This window comes from Methanoculleus sp. UBA374, from assembly GCA_002508705.1.
In the GTDB taxonomy this organism is placed as follows: Archaea; Halobacteriota; Methanomicrobia; order Methanomicrobiales; family Methanoculleaceae; genus Methanoculleus; species Methanoculleus palmolei.
In genome coordinates, this window is the sequence record DAYL01000025.1 from 1 (window position 1) to 10,905 (window position 10,905).

The 10,905-nt window shown below is 62.3% G+C and carries 12 protein-coding genes; 6 read left to right on the plus strand and 6 right to left on the minus strand.

Translation table 11 applies throughout. The features are described 5' to 3' along the window. Positions 1 to 456: 456 nt before the first annotated feature. The 4 genes from BRA42_RS08050 to BRA42_RS08065 all read left to right on the plus strand — a co-directional run bounded on the left by BRA42_RS08050 (position 457) and on the right by BRA42_RS08065 (position 3,432). Positions 457 to 585, plus strand: a complete 129-nt coding sequence (locus BRA42_RS08050; protein WP_342686304.1) for a hypothetical protein — start codon at positions 457 to 459, stop codon at positions 583 to 585. Positions 586 to 600: 15 nt separating this feature from the next. Then, entirely contained in the window at positions 601 to 1,761 is a 1,161-nt protein-coding gene (locus tag BRA42_RS08055) for a transglutaminase-like domain-containing protein (protein ID WP_342772119.1), read from the plus strand. 33 nt (positions 1,762 to 1,794) lie between these two features. Then, complete coding sequence (locus BRA42_RS08060) at positions 1,795 to 2,631, plus strand: hypothetical protein (protein ID WP_342771050.1); 837 nt, start codon at positions 1,795 to 1,797, stop codon at positions 2,629 to 2,631. Positions 2,632 to 2,862: 231 nt separating this feature from the next. Beyond that, positions 2,863 to 3,432, plus strand: a complete 570-nt coding sequence (locus BRA42_RS08065; protein WP_342686301.1) for a hypothetical protein — start codon at positions 2,863 to 2,865, stop codon at positions 3,430 to 3,432. Between the two features lie 82 nt (positions 3,433 to 3,514). On the opposite strand, the gene gltA is transcribed toward BRA42_RS08065, so the two are convergent. Both gltA and BRA42_RS08075 read right to left on the minus strand, forming a co-directional pair. Beyond that, positions 3,515 to 4,861, minus strand: coding sequence for an NADPH-dependent glutamate synthase (gene gltA / locus BRA42_RS08070; protein WP_342686300.1), 1,347 nt, complete (start codon positions 4,859 to 4,861; stop codon positions 3,515 to 3,517). Then, positions 4,854 to 5,705, minus strand: coding sequence for a sulfide/dihydroorotate dehydrogenase-like FAD/NAD-binding protein (locus BRA42_RS08075; protein WP_292405538.1), 852 nt, complete (start codon positions 5,703 to 5,705; stop codon positions 4,854 to 4,856). The genes gltA and BRA42_RS08075 overlap by 8 nt, the downstream gene beginning before the upstream one ends. A gap of 209 nt (positions 5,706 to 5,914) precedes the next feature. Between BRA42_RS08075 and BRA42_RS08080 the strand changes: the two genes are divergently transcribed. Both BRA42_RS08080 and BRA42_RS08085 read left to right on the plus strand, forming a co-directional pair. Beyond that, positions 5,915 to 6,070: a hypothetical protein gene (locus BRA42_RS08080; RefSeq protein ID WP_292405535.1), complete on the plus strand. Its 156-nt coding sequence runs from the start codon at positions 5,915 to 5,917 to the stop codon at positions 6,068 to 6,070. Positions 6,071 to 6,076: 6 nt separating this feature from the next. Then, positions 6,077 to 6,400 (plus strand): heavy metal-binding domain-containing protein, encoded by a 324-nt coding sequence (locus BRA42_RS08085; RefSeq protein ID WP_342686298.1) that lies wholly within the window; start codon positions 6,077 to 6,079, stop codon positions 6,398 to 6,400. 472 nt (positions 6,401 to 6,872) lie between these two features. Here BRA42_RS08085 and arcS read toward each other — a convergent pair whose 3' ends face one another. Genes arcS through BRA42_RS08105 form a run of 4 tightly spaced genes read right to left on the minus strand, consistent with a single transcriptional unit; the run spans position 6,873 to position 10,800 of the window. Next, entirely contained in the window at positions 6,873 to 8,507 is a 1,635-nt protein-coding gene (gene arcS / locus BRA42_RS08090) for an archaeosine synthase subunit alpha (RefSeq protein ID WP_342771051.1), read from the minus strand. Further along, on the minus strand, positions 8,504 to 9,946 hold the full coding sequence (tgtA, locus tag BRA42_RS08095) for a tRNA guanosine(15) transglycosylase TgtA (RefSeq protein WP_342771052.1): 1,443 nt from the start codon (positions 9,944 to 9,946) through the stop codon (positions 8,504 to 8,506). The genes arcS and tgtA overlap by 4 nt, the downstream gene beginning before the upstream one ends. A gap of 5 nt (positions 9,947 to 9,951) precedes the next feature. Further along, complete coding sequence (locus BRA42_RS08100; protein ID WP_342771053.1) at positions 9,952 to 10,518, minus strand: TIGR00296 family protein; 567 nt, start codon at positions 10,516 to 10,518, stop codon at positions 9,952 to 9,954. A gap of 39 nt (positions 10,519 to 10,557) precedes the next feature. Beyond that, positions 10,558 to 10,800, minus strand: a complete 243-nt coding sequence (locus tag BRA42_RS08105; RefSeq protein ID WP_342772120.1) for a hypothetical protein — start codon at positions 10,798 to 10,800, stop codon at positions 10,558 to 10,560. Positions 10,801 to 10,905: the final 105 nt, after the last annotated feature.

Sequence of the window (10,905 nt, forward strand, 5' to 3'; positions counted from 1 at the left end):
TACGAGAATACAGGGATATAATTCGAGCGGGAAGCGGGATTCTTTTGATAGGATTCGGGGTCTGGATGATCTTCGGGGATAAATGAAGAATACCGGAGCCGGAGGTAGCCGCCCGGAGCGGATCGGCCGGCCCCGGTTCTGTATCTTGCACAGCCTGCCTCGCCGCAAGAACGGCCTCGCTCCTGTGCCCGCGCTCCCGAGGGCGGGTTCGATCACCTCACTTTTGCGAACAACCGGCGGATGTGTAGAGAGGTTTGACAGAAGAGATAAATAGACTGACGTCTACGTCCCTATGCGGATGCCGGAAATGGCGTTCGCAGAATGGCGGAGGTTCACCCTATCTGTCCAAGGCCGGATGAACCCCCTACAGCCCAGAAGGCAGAGGAGTAGTCTGCATTCAATGTACTTAAGGTTGTTGCCTCTTCTGCCTCCGGGGACGTTATAGGAGGCAAACAGATGAAAGAAACTATTGGAACGCGGGCACTTTCCATACTCCTCGCTGCATTGCTGGTGAGCGGAACGATGGTGCCGGTTGTGAGTGCGGAGAATGAATCAAGGGGCTGGTTCGATACGTTCGACCAGTGAGTTGAGCCGAGAGATATGTCGAAGTATACTCCGGTCATTGAAACCCCGCAGAGGGTTCCGATCACTGAGGAGATCGCACGGCAGCACCCAGGAGTAATCATTCTGGATCCGAAGAGGGTACCAGAATTCCAGGTGGTCGATGCAGACGTGGTTCCAACCTCTCCCGGTAAAGTATCATTGACGCTGCAAACCGAGAGCAGCGACCTCGGTACCAGGGATTTAATGCCGGACGTGAGAATGACCCAGGGAACTATCTCCTGGTACTGGACGCAGGACACGTTTGTCTACCACGAGATCACGATCCATAACTATGCTTCTTCTGCAGCGAGCGGGATGGTCATCCTCTGGTCGCTTAAGGATGGATATGGGTGTGGTGTGCCCTTTTCGGATCTTGCAGCGGGGGCGGACCTCACTGTGACAGTTCCATTCGAGGTTCTCCCACAGCATAGTTCCATCGGAATAAAACCGATGGCAGTCGAGATCAGAGTTGATCCGACCGGCCTTACGTCGTGGATGGCAAGAATGCCGATCGATGCCATAGAGAAGTATAACAACGATGCGGCGCATCTCTTCGATCCTGACGGCGGAGAAAACCTCGAGACAAGTGATCTATATCATTTCCCATTCAGTGAGGGATATAGGGTGTTACTCGAAGCAGCGCAGGCAGCTGATGGTACGACAGAGCCGTATCAGTCTGCCTACGAAATAATGCAACGGGTTCATGATATGATGGAATATAATAACGAAACAATGTACGTTGAGTATATATTTTCTGATCTGTATACCCTAGACCATCCGTCTCCCATAAACGGAAAATATCAAGGGGTCTGCGATGAGTATGGGACCCTGTATACCGCCTTCACCCGCGCACTGGGCATCCCGACGCGATTCCTATCGTTCACCATGGAACTGCCTTCCGGTAATATAACAGGGCATGCTATTGCAGAATCATGGAATGGAAATGCCTGGATCCACTCGGATCCAACATGGGATGTATTTGACAATCCCCAGGTTTACAGGGCAGCGGGAAACAACCACATCAACATCACCATCTACGGTGACGCCGATGACTCCTATTACACGCAGGACCCGAACGACCCAACCGGCGATGGCATTCTCAGGTACGAAGATTTCAGAACGCAGATTCTCCTCGGAGAGGTTCCGAGGTATAACTAACCCTTTTTTATGTCGAAAAGCGTTGTCCTTCTGATGCTCGGTCTCATCCTTGCGGTGCTTGTCTGCAGCATACCCGCAGATGCGGTCGTGACGCCTCTCCCTGGGCAGGGAAACCAGACGGGAATTCTGTTTGGGGTTCACCCGAACGCGAAGACCAACGAGACGATCACCGCATTCATCGCTGAACATGGGGAGATCTGGTGGCATGAGAGCACGTACAACCACACGCATGAGTACGTGTACATCGTGCCGGCGAACGCCTGCGAAGAACAGCTCGTCTATTTAAACAAGATTAGAGCCGATGAACACGGCGGCGAACCGTCTATCGAGCGCGTCTGGATCATCGGCTGCGACGAGGCGCTGCCCCTGGCCGCGGAGCTCCGGTTTCCGGAAATCTTTGCGAAGTACCCGGCGCTCAGCAACGACGAAGAGCTGCGCTCTTACGTCGAAAATCAGTCCCCGAACCGCTATGAGGAGATTACGACCAGATCCTCGCGGACGCAGGTCTACTTCATCAACGATACCGGCGTGTTCACGGAGTACATCGTCGACCTATCGGGAGGAGAGATCGTCTCCACCACCTACGTCTCGGAGGAGAACCTCACGGTCGGGAGAGCCGAAGCGGAGGCGCAGGCCCTCTCCGGACAGTCCCTGGACGCCCGCGTCGAGAACGTCGTGCTGAAAGTCTACGGCAACGACCAGATCGTCTGGGAGATCACCGTTCGGGCCGGTCAGGAGACGAACGTCGCGCAGGTCCCCTCGGACCTGGCGCCCGGGCAGTCGCTCCGGACGACGACGCCGGGGTTTGGAGCGGTCTTTGCGGCTCTTGGCGTCGGGATGGGTTTCGCCCTGTACCGGAGGCGGCGATAGGGCCGGAGGGACGGGCAGACCTTCTGCAGGAGAACGCGTCTTCAGTTTTGAACTAAATATAACTATATACTAAAATCGATTAGTATATATTGTAGTCTTGCAAAGGGGTACACTGCCTGTAATTACCACGGAGGTTCGTCCAATCCGGGCCGTGCGAACCCCGTCACTGCCCGGAGGCAGGAGATAGGTTTGCGCTCCATGTCGGGTGAACCGCCGGAGATTCGAGGCCGTATGATGAAACTACCCCTCTGCAGCATATCGCTTGCGTGTACTTCAACCATCTTCTTTTTCCTCTGGGTCGCCCTGTTCACCGGGCTTACTGCAGCAACATTCGTATTGAGCGGAATCTCCCTTCTCGGTCTCCTCCTGTTCATCTCGGCAGCACGGGAGGAGACCGGACCACGGTATTTCGACCTGCTGCTCCCGGGCACCGTCTTCGCCCTCGGTATCGTGAGTCTCCTGCTCTATCCCGATGGGAACTCGTTCCTTTCGGACCCGGTGAGCGGGATCGAGGTCGTCTGGATCGGCCTGCTTGCCGCGCTGTCTCCGGCGTCCCTGGCCTTCGTTCATCTTCTCCCGGAACGCCTGAAGGCGAAGGCGCCCGTCCCTCTTCGGGCGATCGCGGGCGTTACGATCTTTGTCGCCGTCATCTTCGCCTGTATCGTAAAGGATACCGTTCTTTCGCCGTCACCCACTCTTCATCCCTGGAGCGGGCTCATCACCCTCTACTGGGCAGCCGGGTTGCCGCTGATCGGGTCGAACCTCCTCGCGGTTGCATTCCGGTGCAGAGGGGACGGTTGATCCGGTTCCCTGCTCTCCACGAATTGTTCGCAAATGTCAGGATGGGGAATGGGCCGACCCTGGCTCACCCCGGAAAAAGAGTTCACTCTTCCTTCAGCATCGCGTTGATCGCCGCCGCCGCGCGCTTTGCCGTGCCCATCGCCTCGATCACCGTCGCCGCGCCGGTGGCGATATCCCCGCCGGCGTAAACGTGGGGGATGGACGTTCGGCCGTTCTCGTCGACGACGACGTTGCCTCTCCGGCCGCGCTCGAGTCCCGGGATCAGGGAGACGAGGAGCGGGTTCGGGCTCGTCCCGATCGCCTGGACCACCATATCCACGTCGAGGGTGAACTCACTCCCCTCGATTAACTCCGGGGACCGGCGGCCGCTCGCATCGATGCCGCAGAGGGACATCCGCACGCACTCGATCCCGGTGACGCAGCACTGCTCGCCGAAGACCCGGGTCGGGTTCGTGCAGGTGAAAAACTCGATCCCTTCTTCCTTTGCGTGCTCGATCTCGGCCCTCCGCGCCGGCATCTCCTCCTCGCCTCTCCGGTAGATCAGGGAGACCTTCGCCCCCAGGCGGCGCGCCACCCGTGCGGAGTCCATCGCCACGTTGCCGCCGCCGATCACCGCGACGCGCCCCCCGTGCATGACCGGCGTGTCGAACTCCGGGAACGCATCGGCGTGCATCAGGTTCACCCTTGTCAGGAACTCGTTTGCCGAGTAGACGCCGTTTAAGTTCTCCCCGGGGATGCACATAAACGCGGGAAGCCCCGCCCCGGTCGCGAGGAAGACCGCGTCGTAGCCGAGGAGTTCGTCCACGCTGACGCTCCTCCCCACAAGGTGGTTCTTCTTCAGCCGGACGCCGAGGGCGAGCACCTGGTCGAGTTCCGCTTTAACGACGTCTTTCGGCAGCCGGAACGCGGGGATGCCGTAGGTCAGGACACCCCCGGCCTCGTGGAGCGACTCGAAGATCGTGACGGCGTGGCCGGCACGCGCGAGCTCGGCCGCGGCCGTCAGCCCGGCAGGCCCGGAGCCCACGACCGCCACCCGCTTCCCGGTCGACTTCGCCACCTCTGGGAGTTCTGGCCCGTTCTCCCGCTCCCAGTCGGCCACGAACCGCTCAAGCGCTCCGATCCGGATCGGGGTCTCCTTGTTGCCGAGGATGCAGGTCCCCTCGCACTGGCTCTCCTGCGGACAGACCCGTCCGCAGATGGCGGGGAGCATGTTCTGCTCCTTGAGCGCCCGCGCGGCGGCGGGGAAGTTGCCGTTCGCGACCTCGCGGACGAATGCGGGGATGTCGATGCAGACCGGGCAGCCCCTTACACAGAGCGGTTTCCTGCACTGCAGGCAGCGTTCCGCCTCGGTGATGGCCTCGGTGACGGAGAGGCCGGTATCCACCTCGCCGAAATCGTGGACCCGGACCTCGGCCGGCCGGTCACTCATGGCGGCCGCCTCCTTCGCCGCACCGGCACTGGTGTTCGGCAAACCGCTCAAGCGAGACCTTCTCCTGCTCGGTGTAGATCCGCTGCCGCTGCATCAATTCGACAAAGTCGACCTGGTGAGCGTCGAACTCGGGACCGTCGACGCAGGCGAACTTCGTCTCCCCGCCGACGGTCACCCGGCAGGAGCCGCACATCCCCGTCCCGTCGACCATGATCGGGTTGAGGCTCACGTAAGTCTTCACGCCGTAGGGCACCGTCACGCCGGAGGTGACCTTCATCATGATGGCGGGGCCGATGATCCAGACCCGGTCGATCGTTCTCTCTTCGAGCAGTTTCTTCAGGACGTCGCTTGCAAACCCGTGAACGCCCTTGCTCCCGTCGTCGGTCGTGATGTAGAGTTCGCCGCAGATCTCCCGCATCTCGTCCTCGAGGATGAGGAGATCGGCGCTCCGCGCCCCGATGATCCCGATGACGCGATTGCCCGCACTTTTTAGTTCCTTTGCGATGAGAGGCGTGCTCGCGATCCCGACACCGCCGCCGATGACGCAACAGGTGCCGTAGTTGGCGATCTCGCTCGGCTTTCCGAGCGGTCCCGCGACGTCCGTGATGCTGTCCCCGGCCCGGAGCGTCGCAAGTTCCTGGGTTGTCTTGCCGACGGCCATAAAGATCACCCGGACGGCGTCTCCCCTGACGGCCGAGATGGTAAGCGGTATCCGCTCGCCCGCTTCGTGCAGGCGCAGGATGAGGAACTGCCCCGCCCGCACGTGCCGGGCCACCTGCGGCGCGCGGATCCAGTATTCATATACCCGGTCGGCGAGTATGGTCGCTGATTCCACCTTATACAACTGCTTCACTCCTGATGGTGCTGGTCGATCGTAACATCGAGACACATCCGAACATTTCATACTTATTGTGCCTCCAGCCTCTTTACTGCATCTCCCCCGCGCCTGACCGCCGCCGATCGCTGCCGAACCGGACTCGATATTGAGAGGGCACATAGATATCCGGGACGGAAACACGAACGATTATCATCACGTCCGTCGCACGGCTATGTATGCGGAGTCCGGTATGCTGGGGGATTGCACTGATCATCATCGGTGCGGTGCTCGCATTGATTGTCCCTATCTTCGGCATCCCGTTCATCGTGATCGGCCTTGCACTGATCATATGGCGGGGGCGCGAGGAGACCCTCGAAGCCATCAAGGAGTAAGCGAACATGATACTTACGACGACTGCAGAAGTCCCGGGCTACGCCATCGGGGAGATCCTCGGTGTGGTCTTCGGCAATACGGTACGGACGAAGAATATCGGAAAAGACGTTATGGCCGGCTTAAAGAGCGTCGTCGGCGGCGAACTTCAGGAGTACACCTCGATGCTCTCCGATGCCCGGACCGAGTCGTACAACCGGATGGTCAACGCCGCACACGATCTCGGGGCCGACGCGGTGGTGAACATCCGGTTCACGACGTCCCAGACGATGTCGACCGCGGCGGAACTCCTCGCCTACGGGACGGCGGTGAAACTCGTCCCGAAGAAGTAGGGGTTTTTGACGGCAGGGGTTCCTGTCTTCTTTTTTTTGGTTGGGCTCGTGTGGCAGGTTGAGCCCATAGGTATTGGGGAGGTGTACAATCGCCTAGAGGACACTCTTTGTTGCGAGGAGCCGAGCACACCGGACCGCGGGGATATCGCCATATGGGAGGGGCTGACGGGGAGGGACTCTCCCCTCCCCTGTCTCCAAGCCTAAAACTGGCGTACCGTAGAAATCATCGATATAGATAAGTGGCACTCTCAGGAACCAATATGGAAGACCCAGGGGAGTTTTGAGGGGTTTCGTCCTCCTCCTGTCTATGAGATAGTATCTGCAATCCCACCCGGCCTTCGTCCTCCTCCCCCTTCCTGCACAGGAAGGGGGCAGTGCGTGGCGATAGTCGATGGAAATCTGCGCATGGGATTATGCGATAGGCAGATGTTGGAGCGCCAAAGACGTTGAATTGACGGGGACCCGCCTCTCCTCACTCCCCGCTCTTCTTCACCTTCCGGACCTTCACCGCAACCCCGCGCTTTGACCGGAGCATCTCGTCCGCCCCCATCATCGCACGCCCGGTGGCGACCGCGAGCGGCCCTTCCACGAGCACCTCGTCGCCTTCCCGTATCCCGGGGTCGCATTCCGTGACTCCCGGGGCAAGGATGTCACCCTGCGGCACGAATGCATCTATCCGTACCCGGTAGCCCTCCGGTATCAGGTCCCACCCCGCAAACGTCGGACGGAAGAGCCCGGTCCCCGGATCGATGCTGAAGAGTTGCTGCTTTCCGCGGAGGACCGCCATCTGCATGCTCCTGCCCCGGACCTGGAGACCCTTCGTGTTGATCTCGGTCCCGAACTGCCAGGATACCGTGCCCCGGACGGTATCGGTCTGAACCCGGCGTTCGCCCGTGAGAGCGTCGGCGAGGGCCCGGAGGGAGCCCGGCGCCGTCGGGTGCCCCTGACAGGTCACCTCAAGGCCTATCCCCGAAGCCTCCGCCGCCATCTCCGCAACCGTGAGCGCCCCACCCTCAAGGTGGGCGATCACCCGGCGGTAGGGGTGCGCCGCGAAGTAGCGGGCGAGGATATCGGCGATGAAGGCGCACTCCTCGCGGTCCCAATAGCCGGTCACCGGCACGTCGTAGTGCCCCGCCGGGTAGACCCGCTCCAGTTCCCGGGGAACGAGGCCGAGCGGCGAGGTGACGATCAGTTCGTGCGCCCGCCGGTCCACCGTGTTCATAAAGAGCCGGTGGCTCCGTGAGAGCGAGTAGGGCTTCCGCGCCGAGCAGGGGAGGAGGACCGCGACGTCGGTCCGGGTCGGGACGAACCGCTCGATCACCCGGTCGGCGAACCGCCGGATCTCTGAGCGGTTCTGCGACTCGGCGGTGTTGGCACGCATCGGCACCCCCCGCGCCACCGGGAGGAAGCGCTCCATAAAAGCGTAGTTCCGGTCGAGGAACCGGAGGATGCCCACCTGTTCGGCGGCCGCCCGGCACCGCGATTCCACAAGCTCCCGGAGCCTTCCCGCCTCGATATAGTGCCGCACAAGGGCGATCTCGCGGTCGAGCGCGAGACGGTTGTGCCGCGCGAGGTCGCCGGCCCGGCACCCCTCGCACCCGCAGACTCCCGTCTTCATGATCGAGGCGGGAAACTCGCCTTCCGGAAGGCAGAAGGTCTTCTGCGCGGATGCAAGGTCGACGGCCCGATAGTCGAAGAGATCGAAGCCCGAGTAGACGAGGAGGCAGGCGGTCGAAGGGAGCGCCGCAGCCGGAGCGTACCACGCGGTGTCCGGCGGGACGCTCTCTTTGAGAGCCGCCAGCCACATCGCGTAATTCCGGGGGTTCTTCTGCGCCGTATGCCAGTTTGCGACCATGACACAGTCGCCCGACTCCGCCGAAGCGGCGAGCGGGTGGACGGTCACCGGCTGCCCCTCCCCGGGGGAAAAATAGTTCTCGACGAACGCCGGGTCTATCGCGAGTGGAACGTTTGAGAGGGGGCGCCTGTTGAGCGCCGGAAAGAGGCCGTCCACATCGAGGGCGGCGGGGAGGGAGACCCTCTCCTCTCCCTCTTCATAGGTCCCGATCCGTGCAAGGCCGTCGCGCCTCTCCGCCTCATACCGGCTCACGATACCACCTCCGCATCGGGGACCTCCTCGCTGACGAGGCGAGCCCACGCTTCGCCGCACAGGACGACGAACCGCTTCTCCGGGTGGGCCTTCATCAGGGCCCGGATGCCGGCGCACCCCGACCTGACCATGTCGTCGTCCCACTCCGGGACCTCGCTCTGTCCAATGGGGAAGGTCTCCGCAAGCTCGGCGGGGTACGGCCCGAAGGGCGGCTTGAAGTTCAGCACCGTATCGAACCCCGGAACCTCCCGCCCGTCGAACGAGACCAGCACACGGTCGCCGAGAGGGATGCGGGGGATGACCTCGCGGAACCGGAGCACCTCCGTCCTCCGGCAGGTCTCCGATCCCCGGTAGAAGAACCGGCGCTTGGAGACGGGGTCGTCGCGCGCGAGCGTTGATGCGTGGCCGAGGAGTTCCCGGTAGCCGTCGAGCAGGCGCGGGTGACTCCGGCACCGCTCGTCGACCAGTTCCCAGAGCGTCCCGTCCTGGATCGCCTGCCGGATGCGGGCGATCTCCGCGAGGGTGACGTAGAGGTTATGGAGGGCGAGCAGCCGCTCCCGGTCCCCGGACGTACGGAGCTCGTCGGCGGTCATCGAGCGGCAGACCCGGCAGGAGCAGGGCAGTTCCGCGAGTTCGTCGATCTTGAAACTCCCGTGCGGGGTGATGTAGCGCCCTTCCCGTGCAAAGAGGGCGTATGCGGCAGAATCGAAGAGGTCGCAGCCCATCGCGACGGCGAGGGCGAACATCGACGGGTGGCCTGCACCGAAGAGGTGGACGGCGGTCGCCGGGGAGAGACCGCGTTTGGCCGCGAGAACGACCTTTACCAGGTCCCGGTAACGGTAGTTCTCCATCAGCGGCACCACGGCCCCGATCGGAGCGAAGGTGAAGTTGAGGTCCCGGACGGCCCGTCCGGCTTCCTCGCGGAGGTCGGTGAAGATGCCGCCCTGCACCGGCCCGGCGAGGTTTGCGTCGGGGAAGAGTTGCTGGGCCTCCCTGATCCGGTCCATGGTGACCGCAAGTTCCCGTGCCGCCTTCTCCCGGCCCGCGTCCGGCGGGGTGGGGATGTCCAGGGGAACGATGATGTCGCTCCCGATTGCCTGCTGGAACTCGAGCGTGTCCCGGTTGCTCACCTCGACCTCGCCGTAGACCGAGAGCTGGAACGAGCCGGAGTCGGTCATGACGACCCCGTCGAAGTCGAGAACCGAGTGAAGCCCCTCCGCCAGCGCCCGGTCGCGGTACTCCGTGCTCCGCCGGAAGATGTAGGCGTTTGTGATCAGGGCTTCGACGCCCATCTCCTGCATCTCGCGGGGGGTTACCAGGGGGAGGTGGGGGTTGACGACGGGGAGGAGCGCGGGTGTCCGAACGATTCTATCGTTCACCCTGAGTTTCCCGACCCTCCCGGCGATATCTTTGTGTATGACCTCAAAAGTAATTGCCATTCGGATTAAACCGCCTTCTCTTCAAATATCTGCCCCTCGAACGTCTGCACGGCAACATCGTCGCGCTTCCAGCACCCGGGCCGGAGTCCGGCCTTGATGCAGGTCTGGTCGAGGAACTCCCGGCTGTCCCAGCCGTACTCGGTCGCGACCTGCGGAAGGAGGAGGCCCCCTGTCCCGAGACCGCTGACGATCAGGCCGTGCCTCCCGACCTCGACACAGCCGGGGCGCTCTTCCGGCGGGCATTCGAGCGGCCGGGGCACGGTGAGCACCGTCACCTCAAGGTCGAGGTCGGCAAGTTCCGACCGCGACACCGGCAAAAACCGGGGGTCCTCAAGAGCGGCCGACACGGCCGCCTCGACGATCGCGTCGCCGAGCGGCCGTATCGGGTACGGGAGGCCGATACATCCGCGGAGGGACCCCTCCCGCTTGATCGTAACGAAGACGCCGCGCTTCTCCCCGAAGACCGGGGGGAGAGCAGGCAGCGTCGTCCGTTCGCCGTTGACGGCCTTCTCGACGGCACTGCGTGCCAGGCGAACAGCCGTCCTGCCTTCTTCCGGGGTCAGCATTTCCATCAAAATGGGTCGTATGATGTTGAATACTTTTAGTCTTTCTCAGGAGCGGGAAGAGCCCGTATCCACCGGCCCGGTGATCGAGCAGGGTCCGCCGCCCTCGGGACGCACCCAGACGGTCAGAGCCTCACCGGCGGAGACGGAACGGTCGAGGCAAAGCCGGATCTCACAGTCCTCCCCGGCGAGAAGGAGGGTGTCGCCCCGGGGAGGTGTTGCCGTCCACGTCCCCGGTCCCGGAGAAGCGGCCCCGGACTGCGTAAGGATCTCAAGATAGGTGCCTGCCATGACCGTCACGGTGGCCCGGGCAGAGGTCAACGGGTCCGTTCCCCCCGCCGGTATGGACAACGCGGAAGGTGAGGGTGTCGACGGAGGTGCCGGAGGATTCGGGGA

Excerpts from the sequence above, each read along its gene's own strand:
- BRA42_RS08060 (WP_342771050.1), top strand. The coding sequence starts at position 1,795 with ATGCTCGGTCTCATCCTTGCGGTGCTTGTCTGCAGCATACCCGCAGAT.
- BRA42_RS08065 (WP_342686301.1), top strand. The coding sequence starts at position 2,863 with ATGATGAAACTACCCCTCTGCAGCATATCGCTTGCGTGTACTTCAACC.
- BRA42_RS08055 (WP_342772119.1), top strand. The coding sequence starts at position 601 with ATGTCGAAGTATACTCCGGTCATTGAAACCCCGCAGAGGGTTCCGATC.
- BRA42_RS08085 (WP_342686298.1), top strand. The coding sequence starts at position 6,077 with ATGATACTTACGACGACTGCAGAAGTCCCGGGCTACGCCATCGGGGAG.
- BRA42_RS08105 (WP_342772120.1), bottom strand. The coding sequence starts at position 10,800 with ATGGCAGGCACCTATCTTGAGATCCTTACGCAGTCCGGGGCCGCTTCT.
- tgtA (WP_342771052.1), bottom strand. The coding sequence starts at position 9,946 with ATGGCAATTACTTTTGAGGTCATACACAAAGATATCGCCGGGAGGGTC.
- gltA (WP_342686300.1), bottom strand. The coding sequence starts at position 4,861 with ATGAGTGACCGGCCGGCCGAGGTCCGGGTCCACGATTTCGGCGAGGTG.
- BRA42_RS08080 (WP_292405535.1), top strand. The coding sequence starts at position 5,915 with ATGCGGAGTCCGGTATGCTGGGGGATTGCACTGATCATCATCGGTGCG.
- BRA42_RS08100 (WP_342771053.1), bottom strand. The coding sequence starts at position 10,518 with ATGGAAATGCTGACCCCGGAAGAAGGCAGGACGGCTGTTCGCCTGGCA.
- BRA42_RS08050 (WP_342686304.1), top strand. The coding sequence starts at position 457 with ATGAAAGAAACTATTGGAACGCGGGCACTTTCCATACTCCTCGCTGCA.